This is a genomic window from Paenibacillus sp. S150, assembly GCF_019352175.1.
GTDB lineage: Bacteria > Bacillota > Bacilli > Paenibacillales > Paenibacillaceae > Paenibacillus_AQ.
Genome location: NZ_JACBYI010000003.1, coordinates 261,210 through 280,059 on the forward strand (window position 1 = coordinate 261,210; position 18,850 = coordinate 280,059).

An 18,850-nucleotide genomic window follows, 5' to 3' on the forward strand; every position below is an offset into this window, starting at 1 on the left:
ATGTTTACCAGCCTGCCTGAGCACTCTCCAGACTGTTAATATTAACAACCTTGACGGTCTTGTCAATTTTGCGGATCAAGCCTGCAAGCACACTGCCTGAGCCAATCTCCACAAAGGTATCCACTCCGGCCGAAATCAGCCATTCCACGCTATCCTGCCACAATACGGGTGAAAATACCTGGCGCACCAGAAGTTCGCGAATCTCATCCGGTTCCGTCACCGCTGCGGCATTGACATTCACGACCACCGGGACAGAAGGAGGATTAAACGTTACTTTTTCCAGCTCGGCGGCCAGTCGCTCCGCAGCTTCCTTCATCAAGGAAGAGTGAAACGGTCCGCTTACTTCCAGCGGGATAGCCCGTTTGCCCCCGATTTCTTTGACACGCTGCGCGGCTTCATTCACACCGGCCTGCGAACCGGAGATGACAATTTGTCCAGGGCAGTTGATGTTGGCCAGTTCCACCGGATTGCCCGCTTCTGATATATTGCGGCACAGTCCGGCCAATGCTTCGCGTTCCGCGCCAAGCACAGCCGCCATCGCTCCTTCTCCGCCGGGGACCGCTTCTTCCATGAAACGTCCGCGCAGGCGCACCAGGCTTACCGCATCCTCATAAGACAACACACCCGCCGCCACGAGAGCACTATATTCCCCGAGACTGTGTCCAGCAACATAATCAGGCTGCACACCCTGGCTACGAAGCGCCTCCAGGTAAGCAACACTGGTCGTAACAAGGGCGGGCTGTGTATTCACGGTCAGCTTCAGATCGCTGTCCGGCCCTTCAAAAACAAGACGGCTAAGCGGAAAGCCAAGCACTTCATCGCCCTTGTCGAATACCGCACGGCTATGCGGAAGCGCATCATATACATCCTTACCCATACCTACCGCCTGTGCACCCTGGCCGGGAAAGACAAATGCAATTTTACCCATAAGTCTGAACTCCTTCTCGTTGAACAGTGAGGCTGCCAGCCCGGTTCTGGCCGGCCTGCCACCACTTCCTTCTATAATATATAGCTGCCGCCTTACCAGATCAAAACAGAAGCGCCCCACGTAAGGCCGCCGCCGAAACCGACCATCAGCACAGTGTCGCCTTCCTTCATCCGGCCTTCTTCCGCGGCCTCGACAAGGGCAAGCGGGATGGAAGCTGCTGAGGTATTGGCGTATTTATCCACGTTGATTATGCATTTCTCCGGCGGCAGATCCAGACGCTGCATGGCGGATTGAATGATGCGGATATTGGCCTGATGCGGTACAAACAGGTCGATATTCTCTTTCGTGATTCCCGCTTTGGTAAGCACGCGTTCCGTAGCCGTCCCCATCACACGCACCGCGAATTTGAAAACCTCACGGCCATTCATATAGATGAAATGCTTCTTCTCTTCAACGGTTTGCCGGGAGGCCGGCAGACGCGAGCCGCCCGCTTCCATCTTCAGCAGGTTGCCGCCGGAGCCTTCGGCGCCCAGATCAAAGGATTGGAAGCCTCTGCCTTCCGGCACCTCCCCAAGAATAACGGCACCTGCACCGTCTCCGAAAAGAACGCAGGTATTGCGGTCCGTGTAATCTGTAATCCGTGACAAGGTATCCGCGCCAATGATAAGGGCATTGTTGTACATTCCGTTCTGGATAAATCCGGTAGCTGTCGCCAGGCTGTATACAAAACCGGAGCAGGCAGCCGACAAGTCAAACGCCGCTGCGCCTTTTGCACCCAGTTTGTCCTGCAGGATGCAGGCCGTGGATGGAAATGCACTATCCGGTGTTACTGTAGCTATAATAATCAGATCCAGGTCTTCCGCCTTCATTCCCGCTGAATCCAGCGCTCTGAGCGCGGCTTCATAGGCCAGGTCTGAAGTTGCTTCATGCGGAGCGGCAATGTGCCGCTCCCGGATGCCGGTACGGCTGACAATCCATTCATCGTTGGTTTCTACTATCTTCTCCAGATCACTGTTGGTCAATATCTTCTCAGGCACATATTTTCCTGTGCCAATAATTCCTACCGGACGCAATTGTTTCATGTTTTCACTCACTTCCCACTGATTTCCTTGGATATGCTGGATACCAAGTCCGCTTGCAATGCAATCCGTGCTTGTCTGACAGCATTCTTGACCGCATTGCCGTCAGAAGAGCCATGGCCCTTCACTACCAGTCCGCTAAGACCGAGAAGCGGCGCACCCCCATGCTCCTTGTAATCCATCTTGCCCTTAAGGCTTCTAAGCTCCGGCATCAGGATGGCAGCGCCCAGCTTTGTCTTCAGGGACTTGCTGAACTGCGTCTTCAGCAGCGAGAACATCGCACCTGCCGTACCTTCCAGCGTCTTCAATAATATATTCCCGGCAAAGCCGTCGCAGACAAGCACATCACAGCTGCCGGACAGCACATCCCGGGCTTCCACATTGCCGACAAAATGTATGCCCTCCAATGCTTCGAGCAGCGGGTAAGCTTCCTTCGTCAGCTCGTTGCCCTTGCCCGGCTCGGTGCCTACATTCAGCAGACCGACACGCGGCTTCGCAATGCCATGCACCTTGTTGCGGTAGATGCTGCCCATCAGGGCATATTGCACGAGATGCTGAGGCTTGGCGTCCATATTGGCGCCAAGATCCAGAGCCAGCACACCGACATCATCCAGCGTCGGTATCATGGGCGCCAGCGCCGGGCGCTCTATTCCCTGCATTCTTCCCACGACCAGCAGTCCCGTAGTCATAAGGGCTCCGGTGTTCCCGGACGAAATCATCGCGTCAGCTTCGCCTTCCCGCACCATGCGGCCGGCTGCCACCATGGACGAATCCTTTTTGCGGCGGACCGCCTTAACCGGCTCTTCATCGGAGCCGATTACATCCGCCGCGTGACGGACGGTCACATTGGACGGCTTATTCTTCAGCAGCGGCTCAAGTCTGGCTTCGTCGCCGACAAGCACAATCTGCGTGTCACTCCATTCTGCGGCCGCGGACAACGCACCTTCAACATTGCATTCAGGAGCGTTGTCCCCGCCCATCGCATCAATGGCGATCAGCACTGCGGTTTCCCCCTTCGCTGTTTTCTTCAATTGCGGACCGGTACACCACGAAATGACCCTGAAAGACGAGCTCTTCACCGACATAGATAAACACATCCACTTCGGCTTTGCCGTTCCGGCCCGCCAGTGAACGCACCTGCGCTTTGGCAATGCACTTCTCATGGAGCCGGACCATACGGACGAAGCGAATATCTGCGGAAGCAGTCAGGGCAATCTCGTCATTGATAACGGCAACCGCCAGCGAATTAGCCTGGGCAAACACGTAGTGGCCGCGCGCGATTCCGTTTCTGGAGAACACATGCTCCTCACGGATCTCAAATATAGATATCCCGCTGCGGTCCAGCTGCAGGTCTACTATATCACCGATCACTTCATCCGCAGGCAAAGAGCGCACCTGATCATAGGAGTGCTCTGCCATCTGCTTCATCCGCTCGCGCAGCTCGGGAATTCCCAGCTCCATCCGGTCCAGCCGGATCGTCTGTATGCTTACTTTCAGCTGCCGGGTCAGTTCCCGGTCAGTCACAAAGGGATTGCCGTCTATAATCTGCAGCAGTTGCTGCTGACGCTCTTTCTTGGACATCCGCTCTATGGCGGCTCACCTCCTGGCACATGCCAAGCGGAAACGGCTCCGGCGCCCCTTTCAGGGACGCACCCGTTCCCGCAAGAATCCGGCCCTGGGAATGGCCGCTGGTGTCATAGCAATAAGGTCTCAAACATAATTTAGAACCAGGTACTAATATGTAGTATAAAGCATGCCGCGGCAAAAATAAAGCATGGAGTTGCAGCCGCCCCTGCAGAGCAAGCCGCACTTACAGGCAGAAAAGGTCTCGCGCCCTTAAAGTGGGAGCCAATGCTTCCGAAGCAGCGATTATGGAGAGACTGCAGCGGCATAAAGTCTCTCTAATTTGTTGGCAACACTCCCAAAACCGCGGAGATGCTGTCAGCAAAAGCGGGTACTATTTTCCTCGCAGCTCCTGAATATCACCTGCAGGCACTGTTCCAGGCTGCCCGGGTTTGTAAAATTTGAATTTCTCAAAAAAAATAGCACCTCACCAGCAGATGAAGTGCTACTCTATTTGCAAACTATTGTTTGATGATCTCTCTAGCCTTGTAAGTTCCGCAAACCTTGCATACGTGGTGAGCCAGCTTCAGCTCTCCGCATTGTTCGCATTTCACCATGCCCGGCACAACCAGTTTGAAGTGGGTGCGGCGTTTGTCACGGCGTGTTTTGGACGTTCTCCGTTGAGGTACTGCCATTGTGTTACACCTCCTGAATTTCGTTTTAACCCGTTATCACTCGGGATTTCTTCTTAGTCATCTTGCTTGGTAAAGAATCCTTTCAACGCAGCGAGCCGGGGATCGACCACTGTGTTGTCGCAACTGCAGGTGCCTTCGTTCAAATTTTGTCCGCATTTCTGACAAAGACCAAGACAGTCTGCCTTGCACAATACCGAATCCGGCAAGTGCAGTACGAAGTTTTCTTCCACAAACGGGACAAGATCCACAATCTCATCCCCGATGTAAATGAGTTCCTCATCTTCATCTTCAGGAAGAAGCGGCTGCTTAAGCCATTTGAAGGTCTCAGCAAAAGGAATGTTCAATTGGCTGTTGACATCTGTAAGGCAACGTGAGCATAACATGTCCACATTTCCATTCAATTTCCCCACCACGTTCACACTATCGGTGCCCGCGGGCAGCGCTTTAAGGTCCACTGAGAGCGGCGCAACAGCAAGTATATCCTTTCGCCCCTTGACAAGCTCACTGACATCCAGCGTTTCCTGAATATGCAGGGACTCGTCGGCATTAGCCAATTTGCGAAAGTGAATCTTCATAAGTATCACTCCAAACAAACAAAATTTATTATACCTATTATTACCGAGCTTTGTCAACCATTTTCCCTTTATATTGTTTCATCCTGCCGGACAATTTATGATATATATAAGCTGAACTTAAGAATGATGGCCAACTGACTGACCCAATCCATGGGAAACAAGGATTCCGCCAGTGCAGCAAGTTGAATTCTTAAGTTCACTCTATATAACTAATGAAATTACTAATTGTCCAGAATCGGAGTGAAACCAAATGGCTACGGTCGGTATTATTGCAGAATACAGTCCTTTGCATAACGGGCATGTCCACCACTTCACGGAAGCGAAGAAGCTGTCGGGCGCGGACCGCTCCATTGTCATTATGAGCGGGCCGTTCACCCAGCGCGGCGAGCCGGCGGCGGTGAGCAAGCAGGCCCGCACGGAGATGGCGCTCCATATGGGCGCCGACCTCGTGCTTGAGCTGCCGGTGGCATATGCCGTCCAGCCGGCGGAGTGGTTCGCCTTCGGAGCGGTAGCTCTGCTGGAAGCGACCGGCGTCGTGGACAGCTTGTGCTTCGGCTCCGAAGCCGGCACTTTGGGCACGCTGCTGCCGCTGGCCGGGTTCCTGGCCGAAGAGAGCGGCGCGCTCCAGGACGGGATCCGCCGCCGCATGGCGCTCGGTGCAGGCTTTCCGGCCGCATACGCCGCAGCTGCGGCGTCCGCCTGGGAAGGTTCTCTCCCGGGAGGGGAGAGAACCTTCGATGCCGCCGAGCTGCTGCGCCAGCCGAACAACAGCCTCGGCCTGCACTACCTGATCGCGCTGCGGCGGCTCGGCAGCGCGATCAGGCCTCTTACGGTGCCGCGCACCGGCGCAGGCTTCCACGACCCGCTGCAGAGCGGGTCGCGGATTGCCAGCGCCACGGCAATCCGCCGGCTGCTCGAAAAGGGAGGCTCTCCGGCAGAATATATGCCGGATTACAGCATATCCATCCTGGAAAGAGAGCAGGCGGCAGGCAAAGGACCGCTGAACCTGGAAAGCTTCCGGATGCAGCTCCGCCATCTGCTCAGTACCCGAACAGCCTCGGAGCTGCAACACCTGCAGGACATGAACGAGGGCCTTGAAAACCGGCTGCTTCGAATCATGCCGGCCCTGCCGGACTTTACCGTCTCGGGACTATTGGAAGCGCTGAAAAGCAAGCGCTATACCCGTACCAGGCTCCAGCGCCTGCTGATCCATGTGCTGCTGAATCACAGCAAGGAAGAAATGGCGCCGGCAGTGCTCGCCCGGGGTCCGGGCTACATCAGGGTGCTCGGCTTCCGGGAAAGCGGGCGTAAGCTGCTGAAGCAAATGAAGCACAGTGCCGTATGGCCCGTCGTGACAAATCCGGCCCGGTTCTCCCACCCTTTGCTTGAAAGGGATCTGCAGGCGGCAGCCGCTTTTGCCGGAGCATTCAGCAATCCTTCGCGCACAGATCTTTACGGGGACTACCTGGAGCCGCCGGTCAGGGTTTGACCGGCAGCTCCTGCATGTATTTCAGCGCTTCCGCAAGGGTGGATACCGGCACAAGCTGCATGTCCGTGCCTATTTTGTCGGCCTTGGATTTGGCTTCCTCATAGTTTTTGACCGGCACGAAAAAAATCTCCGCCCCCTTCCGGTCCGCCGCGACAATCTTGTGCTTGACCCCGCCGATAGCGCCTACGTTCCCATCGGCATCAATCGTACCCGTACCGGCCACCCGGCTGCCTTTGGTCAGATCGCCCGGGGTTAGTTGGTTAACTATCTCCATGGTGAACATCAGCCCTGCAGAAGGGCCTCCGACATCCGTATCCACAAAGCTGACTGTGTTCCCTTCGGCCTCAGGCTTCACCTTCTGCACCGCTCCGATTACGACGCCCAGCCCGGGCTTTACCGTCCCGCTCTCCTGGTTTTTGACCTCAACCAGCTTAACGTCTTCCCTGACTTCCTTGCCGCCCCGCTCCAGCACAACAGCCACCTGGTCACCAATCCTGCTTGCCGCCAAAAGTGCGGACAATGCCTCCGGATCGGGTATGGTCTGCCCCTCCACACTGATGATTTTGTCTCCGGGCTTGAATTTGTTCTGGTTGCCGGTCACCGGCACCGAGAACACATACAGATAATCCACAACATCTTCATAGGGAATATCAGCTGCACGGTAAGCCGCCTGTACCGCATAGGACTGCGAGCTGTTCATATAATAGACCTGCTCAGCCGCATATTCCTGCTCCGTTTTATCCCCAAGCCGCGTCTCCTTCAGTACAATCTCCGCATTGGAATTGAATACAGAGGCGATCAGAAGCGCTACATTGGCATAGCTTGCAGATACCGTGGTCATCATGAAGGCGCCCTTTTCATCCGCATCGGCGTTCCGGACCTGAATCATCGGCGCTACCTCGGAGGCGCTGCCCGGCTGATAGACAATATAAGGCGTATTCATAAATACAGCAACGTACAGAATAACCACAAATGTGAACAAGTAGGCGGTGGCACGGAATCCTACCCGGCGTTTCAGTTGCCTCACTGCTTTTCCCTTCTTTCCCACGGCTCCAGGCTGTACATTAGAACAATCTTGTCCCGTCCCTCGTTTCGCTGTGGCATGATGGTTGTCTTCCCTGCATAAATTGATAACAGTCTTTAGCCTATGTCCTAAGTTATGAAGAGGTGATGCGCAAAATGAATAACATTAAAATACACCGGATAACCGCGGGCGCCGCACCCTACCTTGGCGGAGCGGCAGCCATACTGCTCGCCGTTGCCATCGTGTCCGCGCCGGAAGCTTCGTTCGCGGCTTCCATGCAGGGCCTTAAGCTCTGGTGGACCCTTGTTTTCCCGGCACTGCTGCCTTTTCTTATCCTGTCGGAAATGCTTGCAGCCTCGGGAATTGTACACGGCTTCGGCGTGCTGCTGGAGCCGCTGATGAAACGGATATTCCACCTGCCGGGCACCGGAGGCTGGACGCTTGCGCTCGGTATGACTGCAGGCTTCCCGGCCGGAGCCGACGCGGTCATGCAGCTGCACAAGCAGGGGCGCATTTCCGGCAAGGAAGCCGGACGCCTGGCCTCGCTGGCTCATTACGCCAGTCCGGTAACCGTACTGGTCGTCGTAGGAGTAGCCTTTCTGCACAATCCGGCGTCAGGGTATGCCTTGCTGGCCATTCACTGGCTTGCCGGGCTCATCGCCGGTTGTACCTCCGCCCTGATATGCAGACGCTCCAGGGTTCAGGAGCCGGTTCCCCCTGCAGAGGTGAACGGCAAAAAAGCCTCCTTGCCCAAACGTGTTCTCCGCGCCGCCGCCGAAGCCCGCATAGAGGATGGGCGCAGCTTCGGCAGACTGCTCGGCGAATCCGTAAGTTCTGCCGTCCAGAATCTGATGGTCGTCGGCGGCTATATGATCATGTTCGCAGTAGCGATTAATATAGCGGCTTCCATGTTCCCGCAGCTGCCACAGGCACTTGCGGCCGGTGTGCTGGAGATTCATCTCGGAGCCCGCGCGCTTAGCACAGAAGCAACGGGACTTCCTTCCTTCAATTCTACAGGCCTGCTGAGCACAGCCTTGCTGTCGGCTGCCCTGGGCTGGAGCGGTGTGTGCGGACAGCTCCAGGCGCTGACCGTGCTTAAGCAGGCCGGAGTGCGTTTCCTGGCTTATGCCGGCAGCCGCCTGCTTCATGGCATCTATGCCTTTTTGTTGACTCTGCTATTGTGGAAGCCGCTGCTGAATCTGCACACGGCTGCGCTGCCGGCGACCGCAGTCCCGGGGGAATACCTGCCCGCAGACACCTTAAGCCCCGCAACAGTCTGGAGCTCTTTTCCCCAATTATTGGGCTTGCAGTCCCTGATCCTGCTATTATTATTAGCCCTGTCCGGGGCTGTTTATGTTATTGCTTCGCTCCGCCGTCCATCCGCATGAATTTGAGCTTCATGGCCTGCTCTACTTCAGGCGTCACAAAGTCGGAGACATTCCCGCCGAAATGGGCAATCTCCTTCACTACACTTGAGCTTAGATAGGAATATTTCGGATTGGTCATCATAAATATCGTTTCCGCTTCAGGGTCCAGGTTATGATTAATGGAGGCATTCTGCAGCTCATACTCAAAATCGGTCACCGTACGGATTCCGCGGACGATTACCTGGGCATTCTTTTGCCGGAGTAAATTCACCAAGAGATCACGGAAGCTGTCTATTTCCACATTGGGAATATCTTCGGTTGCCTGCCGCAGCAGATCGGTGCGCTCTTCTACGGAGAACAACGGATTTTTGCTTAAATTGTTAAGGACGGCAACAATCAGCCTGTCGAACTGTTTCGCTGCACGCTGAATAATATCCATATGCCCCATTGTTACCGGGTCAAAGGTTCCCGGATAAATGGCGACACGTTCTTTTCTAATCTGCTGACTCATCATTACCCTCCTTGCCGCTCCCGGGTTCTTCTCGGGAAGAAGCTTCATACTTATAAATGCAGACGGTTGTCTCCCCGTATACCGCTTGCCTTGTTCTATGGAATCCCGGAATTACCTCCGGATATTCATAGCCTGACTCATGCTCCAGCACAATGACCGCGTCCTGCCGCAGCAGACCCTTTTGAACCATTGCCAGCATTAGTTCATGCCCGTGCTTCAGCCTGTAGGGAGGGTCCAGGAATACAAGATCAAACGAACGCCCCCGCTTCTCCAGCGCACTAAGCGCCCTCCCTGCATCATTGCGGTAGACCTCCGCCTGTTCTTCCACCTTGGCCGCCTTCAAATTAGCGCGCACCGTATCAATGCTCTTCTGCTCCATATCCACAAAAACAGCCTGGTCCATTCCCCTGCTCAAGGCTTCAATTCCCAGTCCGCCTGTTCCGGCGAACAAATCCAACACGGCGCCCCCCTCGAAATAAGGTCCAATTATACTGAACATCGCTTCTTTAACCTTGTCGGTTGTAGGCCGCGTTCCGCTGCCCGGAACACTCTTCAGGGGTCTGCCCTTCGCACTTCCCGATACAACTCTCACCGCTCGTCCACCTGCTTTTATGTCTCTGTTTGTTATGCCGTTCAGGGCATTAGTCCAAGCCTATAGTACCACAATTGTCTATTGAAATAAAAAGATTGTCTGTACATGTCGCATTAGGACCGGTAGACCCTTCGTAAAACGGAAGCTATTGCACAAAGTGCAGCCATGCAATAAATCCCCTATAGGGTTATCGGCCATCAAGGCCACAGATCTCAAGTGTAATCTATACAACTTTTCTGGCCTGGCGTGTATAAGTTTGGACATTCAGGGACATCATGTAACTATCGACATCGCAAAATGTCGTAGACAACCGCGGAGCAGGCTTACGTTTCCCCATAAGCTCTTCGTCCGGTTTCTCCTCTCCCATGAAAGAGGCCCTAGAGATAGGGCCTCGATTTTTTATGCCATTTTTCATGAATGCCAAAACCAGCTCTGCTAAGAGACGAACGTCCTTTCAAGACTGATAGCTTGATTCCCTTCATTCTCACGATCCTGCACATGAAAAAAGTACGCACGACAAGGCTTCAGCGAACAGACTGTGCCTTAAAGTGCATACTCTAATTTCAGCCTTGAAAAAAATCACAAAACAAAAAAAATCCGACACCTGACCGCGCCGGACTGAGCCATCTATTTAATTCGTTTAAGCTGGGCTTCCTGCTCAATGGAACGTGCCGAGAGCAGTTCAATAATCCGGTGCTGATTCTCTAGAATAGTCTCTATTTTAATTACACGTTCGTTGGTTTCCAGCACAGCGCTCTTAATAAGGTGCTGATCTGCCTCAATGCGGTTCAGACGCTGGTCAATGTTCCCAAGATGCTGGCTTACACCATCCAGCCGTTCATCTGTACGATCCAACCGCTCATTTACAGGTACCAATTCTTCCCGAATAACAGACCGAAATAACTGCACCCAATCATTATCCATGTGCTCCGCTCCTTCAAACTTGATATATAGATTGTACCAGAATCAAATTTTTTATTCTACTTGGGAAGTTAGGGAGGTCATATAATCATGGCGAAAGGCAGCATAGAAAAGCGCGGCAATAACTCCTGGCGACTGACCGTTGAATTTGGGTATGATGCCCAAGGAGAACGGGGCTTTTAGCGCAAAACAATCCGTGTTGAAAATATATTCCAGTGGCTTGTCCATTCCACCCAGGCAAAGAAGCGCGACCTGGCTTTTCAGCTTAGATCACGCCTCAGTTCTTATAACTTAGAAGAAGCATGCACTCAAAATAATGACAAGCAGGATGTAAAGCACCAGAATCGCACCTGTTGAGGCGAAAGGACTTACAGGAGGATAGCCTCCCTTAACCCCGGCCTCTTTACCGCCATAACCGCAATCTGCTCCCATGAGATTACCTCCTTCAAAATGGTCACTACACAACAGAATATGTACCCTCGCCCCGTGCAGATTGGGCTAAACCGTTTAAATTTAGGCAGTCATTTGTGCCCGCCGCTCAAATACAGCATTTGCAGCTTGCAAAAAAATCCCGCCTCGCCTTTTCAAGGGTGTGACAGGATTAAGATAAGTTCTCATAAGCGCCGCGGCAGCTTGTACTGACGGCCTGTGAAGCTCGCCCAGCTTACAGCCGGCGGCTATAGGCCCGGTTAGACTTGCGATATGTCTATCAATCCTTTGTTGAGCCTTCTCTCTTGTTGAACGCCAGTTCGAACAGTCCGGTTGCCGACAGGCCTGCAAGTCCGCCCGCCCACAGGCGCAGAATCAGATTCATGTCTGTAAACGGATAGGCTACAGCGCCTACAAACAGGCCGATAACCAGTCCGACGGCCGGAACCAGATTGCGGGGAAGGACCACGGTAGTCTTGACCAATTGAACCAGCGCGAGGACAAAGACAGCCAGGACGGAAGCAAACGCCAGCACATTGTTCAGTGCATCATTCACCATGTGCATCACACCTCCTTCTCGGCTGCAATCAGGCCTGCCCGGTACATCACAGTGAGCGTTCTGTAAAAATCATAGCTGCCCCCGGAAGGCGTATCGAGCAGTCCCGCTGCCACCGCTGCATTGACCGCAGGCTGAGCCCACTCGGGCACGTTCATAGCTGTCCGCCCTTCCAGGGCTGCCAGACGGTCTATCACATTTTTGATGGTCTGGCCCTGCTCCATAACTCCGGTCTTGAGCGTATCTCTGCTTGTGCCCAGTCCGCTGACGAGCTGCTGAAGCTCCTTAAGCTGCGCTTCCAGACTGGCCAGCTTTTGTTTATCCTCTGCCGACATCTCCCCATCCTCCTTTAATTCATCATATTGAAACAGATTATAAGTATTCATAATTTGGATAAGCTTCGCGGCATAGTTAGGATCAGTGGCATAGCCGGCTGCAGCAATCTCCCGTGCTGCGGCCGCGCCACCCGCCCCGATGACCTTGCTGTACAAGTTGCGGTTCCACGAGACACCCTCCCGGATCAGCTCAGAGTGGTCGGCTACGGATTCTCCCCAGTTATTATAGGCACGAAAAGCCGCAGACACCTGTACCGCTTTTCCGTTCTGATATTCAGTCGTCTGGATGGTGATGCTTCCGGCAGGCCCGCGGCCCTTGATTCCGAACAGATTGTTAGCCCTGACCGTCAGTCCGCTGCTTCCCCAGCCGGATTCAAGTGCTGCCTGTGCAATCGTCAAGGAAGCTGCAATATTGCTCTGCTTCATATCGGCAACAGCAAAAGGCACGATTTTGGCAATAAATTCACTCTCCGTCATCTCCTCACATCCTTTCTCTATATAGAATGCGGATTCTGTTGAAATGCCTGTGCGGTCCCCTATGGATATGTGTTTTTAATAGATTAGACCGGTGTTTTTTGCAGCATCATGTATTATAGAAGCAATAATGAATGTTTTGGGTAATACTAAGCAAACGACACTTGTGATTTTCATATTTTTGCCGTAATATAGTTACAATTCACTACTCAGGAGGGTCTGATTGCCTATGCCTTCATATTATTTCAAAGAGCTCTGGACACCCCTAAATTGGATAGGAGTCAAATTCTTCCGAGACGACGAAGGCTATCTATGGATTAAATGGTGGTCCAAACCGCGTAAAAGACTGCGCTAGCCCTCATCAGAAGTGTCCGTGCCGGCTTATGGCAGAATTAAATAAAACCTTTCTTCATAGTGCGCCGGATAGTTCTCCAGACCTATGGTGAAAGGTTTAAGGTTTAAATGGACAAGCACCCTGCTCCAGCGCTGAGCGCAACATTTACAATTGCAAGCTTGGAACAGGTTCGCTTTCTTCTTTGTTGGGGCAGAAATATTGCTTCGTCACAGGATCTGGGCCGATCCGAGTACCCAAGATGTTAGTAGACGGTTGGCTTCTCTATGCATTCATTAATTCCTCTGAGAATTTGTACATATTTCCATTCTAATCAGGAATACCGCTGTCTCAGCCATGGAGAGCTGCCGGTATTCTTTTTTCAGTCCTGCCGCCTTATCTCCCGGCAGTGAGTCTCCCTTTCATTAAGCAGAGAAAAATTTTAAATCTTTTCTTTTAAAAATAGCACTTTAGTAGATTGTGGTGATCATTGCAGTTCGATATAATTGCAAAAAAAACAGCGGAGGTAACCATGGACGACTCCAGCAGAAAAGAACCGTTCCGATATGTGATGAATCAGCCAATCGAATGCTGGCTGGAACTTCCAGCCGGCAACTCCGGGCCCGGTGCCGGAAAGCTGACTGAAGGGGTGCTGCTCGACCTTAGCCGCTCCGGCTGCAAGGTGCGCACCTCGCTGAACCTCCGCTTCACCGCTGGTGATACGAAGCTGATTATCCATTTCCGGCTGGCGGAAGACAAGCTTCAGTTCGAAGGCAGCGTGCGTTGGGGCTGGATGTTTGGACTGGGACAGTTCCAATACGGCATCCGCCTGGATTTACAGGAAGCTGAAGAAGATCAGCTGCTCCGGGAGCTTGAGCTCTGGACGAATTCGCGCAGAGCGCAATGAGTATAGTCCCTCCGTCATCAGAGATGCCCTCCTCAAGGAGGACGTCTTTTGGGGATGCGCTTGATCAGCGGCTCTCAGCGGCGGGGAGCAGCAGCACAGTTTCTGCTTGCGCAAAAGCGAACATGCAGCCCATGATCATGCTTACGCCAACCGGAACCAATATATGCTTATTCTTCGATCCTCCTTTGGATCAGCAGCAGGACCCAGCAGAGCAGCAGCGGCGAGAGCACACTCTGCACAGCAGGCAACGGCAAAAGCCGTCTGGCATAGGATCTTAAATATCGGTCATGGCTGATAATGGCAGAAATCAGCCGCGTACAGCCAAAATACCATACGTAATCATATTCAGCGAGACGGGTGCGATCCCCATGGAGCCGCTTCAATCCATATCCCAATCCGGACAATGACCATGGAGACAAAGAATGCAAGAAGCCGCTCACGTCTGCGCTCCAAATCGTATTTCATCAGCCTCATCATTCCGCATACACCTCTCGGAACAGCTCATCGACACTTTTTCCCCGCTAATACATGACAACTCTTGTGAGTTTAATAGAAATGATTAATGGACCATCAAAAAAGAAATGATTGGAAAAACGATGTTAGGTTTTAGTAAGATTATTTTAAATTCTTAACAGTTAACAAATAATAGGTTAATATGCATCCATTACACAGACAGGGAGTGTTCATATTAGTGTCCGCCATTACATCAGAGGCATTGGCTTTGGCTACCGGCTATGTGCAGCAAATTTACGAAGAGGTTAAGCGCCGCGATCCCCATGAACGCGAGTTCCATCAGGCTGTCAAGGAAATTCTGGATTGCCTTGTGCCCGTGCTGGCGCACAATCCCCATTATAAGGAGAATGCAATTCTGGAACGGCTTGTCGAACCGGAGCGCAGCATTACCTTCCGTGTTCCCTGGAGCGATGATTCCGGACAAATCCGTGTCAACCGCGGCTACCGGATACAGTTCAACAGTGCCATTGGGCCTTATAAAGGCGGCATCCGTTTCCATCCATCCGTCTACTCGGGCATTGTCAAATTTCTGGGCTTTGAGCAGATATTCAAAAATGCCCTGACCGGCCTGCCCATCGGAGGAGGCAAAGGAGGCGCAGATTTCGATCCCAAGGGCAAGTCGGACCGGGAAATTATGGCCTTCGCCCAGAGCTTCATGACCGAGCTGTACCGCCATATTGGACCGGGTACGGATATACCTGCAGGTGATATTGGTGTCGGCGCACGCGAGATTGGCTATATGTTCGGGCAATATAAACGGATTCGAGGCGGGCATGAGGCAGGCGTGCTAACCGGCAAAGGTTTGCTGTACGGCGGAAGCCTGGCGAGAAAAGAAGCCACGGGCTACGGGCTCGTATATTTCGTGCAGGAAATGCTGGCAGCGCAAGGAATGGACTTTCAGGGGCAGTCTGTCGTGGTTTCCGGTTCAGGGAACGTTTCTATTTACGCCATGGAAAAAGCACAGCAGCTCGGCGCACTCGTCGTCGCCTGCAGCGATTCCGGCGGGTACATCCATGATCCGCAAGGCATTAATGTGAATACCGTCAAGAGATTGAAGGAGCAGGACCGGCTGCGGATCAGTGAATATGTCAAAGTGCATTCCGATGCGGTATATACGGAAGGCTGCTCCGGCATCTGGAGCATCCCCTGCCAGATTGCATTGCCCTGCGCCACGCAAAACGAGCTGGATGAAGCAGCGGCGCGGACTCTGGCAGCAGGTGGTGTGAAGGCTGTCGGAGAAGGCGCCAACATGCCGTCCACACTGCCGGCGGTCAATTATTTTCTGGAGCATGGAATCCTGTTCGCGCCAGCCAAGGCAGCCAATGCCGGCGGCGTTGCCGTGTCTGGGCTGGAAATGAGCCAGAACGGAATGCGGCTGTCCTGGGCCTTTGAAGAGGTGGACGAACGGCTGCGGCAGATTATGAAGAACATTTACCGCAGCGCTGTCCGGGCGGCAGAGGAATACGGAATGCCCGGAAACCTGGTGGCGGGTGCCAATATCGCCGGATTCCTGAAGGTCGCCGATACCATGCTGGCGCAAGGCGTAGTCTGACAGTGTCCCGCCTCTGCTTCTGCTTAGGAAGCTATTGTGAAAAAGTTACTCAGCCTGCCGGCAGCTCTGGCGGACTGCTGCGGCGTCTCTCCGGAGCAAATGCGTTCAATCAATGCCTGGTATGTATTGTTCAGCATTGGAAAGCTGTTCCGTCAGAATGCCTGTTTGCGCCCGAGTGTTTTGTTCCTCCAGCAAAATCTGCATAATTGCCCCTGTACTCACCGAGAGCTGATTTAAATCCACGGACAACAGCTTCACCTGCTCCTGCAGCACAGAGGCTTCATCGGTTCCTTCCAGATAGCGGGTCGCAAAATGAAGGAACACATCAACTTTTCTCAGCAGCATCAGCACCGGAATGGCCTTGATTTCAGCTGCGGTGAAACGGAATCGGCGGCTGAAGCCCCGGCAAAAATCCCGGACCGCCGTCTTTTCATCCGTATGCCCCAGCAGCCCGGACAGAATAACCGCCGGCTCCATTGCCCGCACATCGGAGGTGCAAAACTCAAAGTCAAGCAATGCGGCTACTTGCCGGTGATCCTTTGTCTCCACCAGCAGATTGGAAGCGTTCAAATCACCATGCACCAGCTGGTGCGGCAGCCCTTCCAATTCTGCCAGTGAAGCCGTGATATTTTCATGCGCCCTGTAGAGCAGCTGCAGCTCCTGGCCCAGTTCAGTAAGAGGAACAGGCGGGTTGAGGCACAGCTCCCGGATAACTTCTCCGGTGCACAGCGGATAAGCCCGGCGCAGCTCATAATAAGGGCGGTACACCGGAGCAAGGCCCGGACTTACGCCGGCCAGCACACGGGACAACGTACCTGCCGCCTCTCCGAAGGATTCGAAATAGCCGGATTCCTCTTCTGCGGGCGAATCGCCGTCAATATATTGAAACAAGCAGGCAAATTTGCCTGCCCCCTCCTCCAGCTGAACCAGAGTTTCTCCGGTTGGGGTGAGGATGGGCACAGGCACCTGGAATGGCAGAGACCTTCCCCCCAGCTTTTGCAGCACGGCATGCTCGAATTCGATTTTGCCTCTGTCCCTGTGCGTATCATAGATCCGCAGCACAGCACGTCGAGCTCCATTTTCAACAAAATAAGTAGTATTATTCCAGCCTCCACTCCGCTTGCTCAGCTTCCCGTTCCACTCCGGCCAAATCTGGCTTATAAGGGTATCCGTAGGCTTATGCCCCTCTCTTATTTGTGCTCTTTGCTTCCGGCTATCCGGCTAATTGAATGAATTAGAAATCGTATGCCGCTTCTTGTATTCTTTTTATTTCCCGGTAGGTGTCAGCGGTGATTTTCAAGTCCTCCGCCAGCCGCTGGAGACGCAATATAACATCGTCATTTACAATTTCTTTTTTGTAAAAATCCTTTTCTTCTATAAATACATAGGTTTGCACGATTTGCGCTTTCATATAGGACAGGATGGGCTTCAATTGCTGCTCAGGCACCAGATAATGCTTGGCAGAGCCCGCCGTCACCACAATGCCGGCCACTTTGCCGAGCAATGCATTCTGCGGCAGCAGGTCGAATATATTTTTCAATGTACCCGGCAAAGATGCCTGAAATACGGGCATGCCGAATACAATTACATCGGAATCCATCAGTTCACCTGCAACATAACCCGTATCCCCTTCATATTCCAGGAAATTGCGCCCGTCGCTGAACTGGATATGGTAATCTTTCAGGTCTATGATCTGGACAGTGCCGCCTGCAAATTGCTCCTGAATATATTTAGCCGCTGTCTGCAGAGCCGTACTGGTTTTTGAACCGACCGCAGAACCGGACAGCAGAGTCACTTTCATTGTACTTCCTCCTTAGTGTATTTTTTCAGTGCAGGAATAATTTCTGTACCAATCAGCTCGATATTTTTCATGATTTTTGCAAAAGGCACCCCTCCAAAGTCCAACTGGGCCGTATAGCGCTGGTGCCCGAACAGCTCATGCTGATAGAGCAGCTTCTCAATGATTTGCTGGGGACTGCCAACGTTCAATACATCTCTCTTGTCCAAGCCCTGGGCAAAATGCTGCTTGGGAAAACCCCTTCCGTTCGTCAGCTTCATCCCTTCATTAATATGGGGATAATATTCCTGCAGCGCCTGCTGGGTCGTTTCGGCGGCATAAAAGAATCCGGCGGTCGCCACAGGCAGCTCTGACGGATCAAAGCCCCCGCTTGCGGCGGCTTCTCTGTAGGCATCGATGGAGCGTTTGAAGCTGGAGGCCGGACCTCCCAAATGGGCCAAAAACATCGGAACGCCTGCATAGCCTGCCTTTATGGCGCTTGCCGGCGTACCGCCCACCGCCCGCCAAATCGGCAGCGAGCCGTTTTGGGGCCGCGGAATCACCTGGGCGTTCTCCAGAGGAGCACGGAATTTCCCCTTCCAGTTAAGTGTTTCATTCTGGTTAATTTGGAGCAGCAAATCGAACTTTTCCTCGAACAGCTCCTCATAGTCGTCCACATTATAGCCAAGCAATTTGTACAGGCCAATGCGGGAGGCACGCCCGGCAATGATCTCCGCGCGCCCTCCGGAGATCAGATCAACAGTGGAGAAATCTTCATATACCCGTACAGGGTCCGAGGTGCTGATGATGGTCGAGGAACTGCCGATTCTCATATGTCTGGTGGCTTGGGCAATAGCGGAGAGAATAACGGTATGGGCCTGGGTAGCGAAATAAGACTGGTGGCTTTCTCCGACACTAAAAAATTCAACCCCCGCCTGCTCGGCAAGCTGCGCCATCTCAATAATCTCCCGGATTCTTTGCCCAGCGGATATGCGTTCTCCGCTGGCCGGGTCCGGGAGATGGTCCCCAAGTGTATACAGGCCAAATTCCAATCCATTTTTCTTGAAGGTATGCATGTGCATCTTCTTCCTTTCTTATCAGTTCTGCACTACTATAGTGCGACTGTTCATTTATTTCAATACAATCATTATACACCATTAAATATAATATTGTAAGTAATGTACTTTTAGTTATATACATTAAAAAAGTTTTCCCTTGCCCTGCTGGCTTTC

Annotated in this window: 21 protein-coding genes; 4 read left to right on the forward strand and 17 right to left on the reverse strand. The window is 53.0% G+C overall.

The window, feature by feature from the left end:
* Positions 1-4: 4 nt before the first annotated feature.
* The 6 genes from fabD to HYD27_RS05610 all read right to left on the reverse strand — a co-directional run bounded on the left by fabD (position 5) and on the right by HYD27_RS05610 (position 4,840).
* Positions 5-928: an ACP S-malonyltransferase gene (fabD, locus tag HYD27_RS05585; protein ID WP_219212382.1), complete on the reverse strand. Its 924-nt coding sequence runs from the start codon at positions 926-928 to the stop codon at positions 5-7.
* A gap of 92 nt (positions 929-1,020) precedes the next feature.
* Positions 1,021-2,010, reverse strand: coding sequence for a beta-ketoacyl-ACP synthase III (locus tag HYD27_RS05590; RefSeq protein ID WP_219212384.1), 990 nt, complete (start codon positions 2,008-2,010; stop codon positions 1,021-1,023).
* 8 nt (positions 2,011-2,018) lie between these two features.
* Complete coding sequence (plsX, locus tag HYD27_RS05595) at positions 2,019-3,008, reverse strand: phosphate acyltransferase PlsX (protein ID WP_219212386.1); 990 nt, start codon at positions 3,006-3,008, stop codon at positions 2,019-2,021.
* On the reverse strand, positions 2,992-3,588 hold the full coding sequence (gene fapR / locus HYD27_RS05600; protein ID WP_219212388.1) for a transcription factor FapR: 597 nt from the start codon (positions 3,586-3,588) through the stop codon (positions 2,992-2,994). Before fapR ends, plsX begins: the two co-directional genes overlap by 17 nt.
* Positions 3,589-4,091: 503 nt before the next feature.
* Positions 4,092-4,265, reverse strand: coding sequence for a 50S ribosomal protein L32 (gene rpmF, locus HYD27_RS05605; protein WP_019911234.1), 174 nt, complete (start codon positions 4,263-4,265; stop codon positions 4,092-4,094).
* Positions 4,266-4,318: 53 nt separating this feature from the next.
* Positions 4,319-4,840 (reverse strand): YceD family protein, encoded by a 522-nt coding sequence (locus tag HYD27_RS05610; protein ID WP_219212389.1) that lies wholly within the window; start codon positions 4,838-4,840, stop codon positions 4,319-4,321.
* A 250-nt stretch (positions 4,841-5,090) separates the two neighbouring features.
* Here HYD27_RS05610 and HYD27_RS05615 point away from each other — a divergent pair, with 250 nt between their 5' ends.
* Positions 5,091-6,329 carry a tRNA(Met) cytidine acetate ligase gene (locus HYD27_RS05615; protein WP_219212391.1) on the forward strand — a complete coding sequence of 413 codons (1,239 nt, stop codon included), beginning with the start codon at positions 5,091-5,093 and terminating at the stop codon, positions 6,327-6,329.
* Here HYD27_RS05615 and HYD27_RS05620 read toward each other — a convergent pair.
* Positions 6,319-7,356, reverse strand: a complete 1,038-nt coding sequence (locus tag HYD27_RS05620) for a SepM family pheromone-processing serine protease (protein ID WP_219212392.1) — start codon at positions 7,354-7,356, stop codon at positions 6,319-6,321. The genes HYD27_RS05615 and HYD27_RS05620 overlap by 11 nt on opposite strands.
* A 152-nt stretch (positions 7,357-7,508) precedes the next feature.
* Here HYD27_RS05620 and HYD27_RS05625 point away from each other — a divergent pair, with 152 nt between their 5' ends.
* On the forward strand, positions 7,509-8,741 hold the full coding sequence (locus HYD27_RS05625) for a nucleoside recognition domain-containing protein (RefSeq protein WP_219212394.1): 1,233 nt from the start codon (positions 7,509-7,511) through the stop codon (positions 8,739-8,741).
* Here HYD27_RS05625 and coaD read toward each other — a convergent pair.
* The 6 genes from coaD to HYD27_RS05655 all read right to left on the reverse strand — a co-directional run bounded on the left by coaD (position 8,710) and on the right by HYD27_RS05655 (position 12,541).
* A complete protein-coding gene (coaD, locus tag HYD27_RS05630) occupies positions 8,710-9,231 on the reverse strand; it encodes a pantetheine-phosphate adenylyltransferase (RefSeq protein WP_219212397.1) in 522 nt (173 codons plus the stop codon). The genes HYD27_RS05625 and coaD overlap by 32 nt on opposite strands.
* Positions 9,215-9,823 carry a 16S rRNA (guanine(966)-N(2))-methyltransferase RsmD gene (rsmD, locus tag HYD27_RS05635; RefSeq protein WP_219212399.1) on the reverse strand — a complete coding sequence of 203 codons (609 nt, stop codon included), beginning with the start codon at positions 9,821-9,823 and terminating at the stop codon, positions 9,215-9,217. Before rsmD ends, coaD begins: the two co-directional genes overlap by 17 nt.
* A gap of 627 nt (positions 9,824-10,450) precedes the next feature.
* Entirely contained in the window at positions 10,451-10,747 is a 297-nt protein-coding gene (locus HYD27_RS05640) for a hypothetical protein (RefSeq protein ID WP_219212401.1), read from the reverse strand.
* Positions 10,748-11,035: 288 nt separating this feature from the next.
* Positions 11,036-11,176, reverse strand: coding sequence for a YjcZ family sporulation protein (locus tag HYD27_RS05645; RefSeq protein WP_219212403.1), 141 nt, complete (start codon positions 11,174-11,176; stop codon positions 11,036-11,038).
* A gap of 277 nt (positions 11,177-11,453) precedes the next feature.
* On the reverse strand, positions 11,454-11,732 hold the full coding sequence (locus HYD27_RS05650; RefSeq protein ID WP_228744991.1) for a holin: 279 nt from the start codon (positions 11,730-11,732) through the stop codon (positions 11,454-11,456).
* Positions 11,733-11,737: 5 nt separating this feature from the next.
* Positions 11,738-12,541 carry a glycoside hydrolase family 73 protein gene (locus tag HYD27_RS05655; protein ID WP_219212405.1) on the reverse strand — a complete coding sequence of 268 codons (804 nt, stop codon included), beginning with the start codon at positions 12,539-12,541 and terminating at the stop codon, positions 11,738-11,740.
* An 860-nt stretch (positions 12,542-13,401) separates the two neighbouring features.
* On the opposite strand from HYD27_RS05655, the gene HYD27_RS05660 reads away from it, so the two are divergent.
* Positions 13,402-13,776, forward strand: a complete 375-nt coding sequence (locus HYD27_RS05660; RefSeq protein ID WP_219212407.1) for a PilZ domain-containing protein — start codon at positions 13,402-13,404, stop codon at positions 13,774-13,776.
* Positions 13,777-13,943: 167 nt separating this feature from the next.
* Here HYD27_RS05660 and HYD27_RS05665 read toward each other — a convergent pair whose 3' ends face one another.
* Complete coding sequence (locus tag HYD27_RS05665) at positions 13,944-14,216, reverse strand: hypothetical protein (RefSeq protein ID WP_219212409.1); 273 nt, start codon at positions 14,214-14,216, stop codon at positions 13,944-13,946.
* A gap of 251 nt (positions 14,217-14,467) precedes the next feature.
* Here HYD27_RS05665 and gdhA point away from each other — a divergent pair, with 251 nt between their 5' ends.
* Positions 14,468-15,841 carry an NADP-specific glutamate dehydrogenase gene (gene gdhA / locus HYD27_RS05670; RefSeq protein WP_375373894.1) on the forward strand — a complete coding sequence of 458 codons (1,374 nt, stop codon included), beginning with the start codon at positions 14,468-14,470 and terminating at the stop codon, positions 15,839-15,841.
* A gap of 105 nt (positions 15,842-15,946) precedes the next feature.
* Here the strand turns inward: gdhA and HYD27_RS05675 are convergent, their stop codons facing one another.
* The 3 genes from HYD27_RS05675 to HYD27_RS05685 are packed head-to-tail and all read right to left on the reverse strand — an operon-like array spanning position 15,947 to position 18,694.
* Positions 15,947-17,035, reverse strand: a complete 1,089-nt coding sequence (locus tag HYD27_RS05675) for a phosphotransferase enzyme family protein (RefSeq protein ID WP_219212526.1) — start codon at positions 17,033-17,035, stop codon at positions 15,947-15,949.
* A gap of 40 nt (positions 17,036-17,075) precedes the next feature.
* The gene (locus tag HYD27_RS05680; protein WP_219212412.1) at positions 17,076-17,642 is read right to left on the reverse strand and encodes an NADPH-dependent FMN reductase; all 567 of its coding nucleotides are present in this window, start codon (positions 17,640-17,642) and stop codon (positions 17,076-17,078) included.
* On the reverse strand, positions 17,639-18,694 hold the full coding sequence (locus HYD27_RS05685) for an LLM class flavin-dependent oxidoreductase (protein WP_228744992.1): 1,056 nt from the start codon (positions 18,692-18,694) through the stop codon (positions 17,639-17,641). Before HYD27_RS05685 ends, HYD27_RS05680 begins: the two co-directional genes overlap by 4 nt.
* Positions 18,695-18,850: the final 156 nt, after the last annotated feature.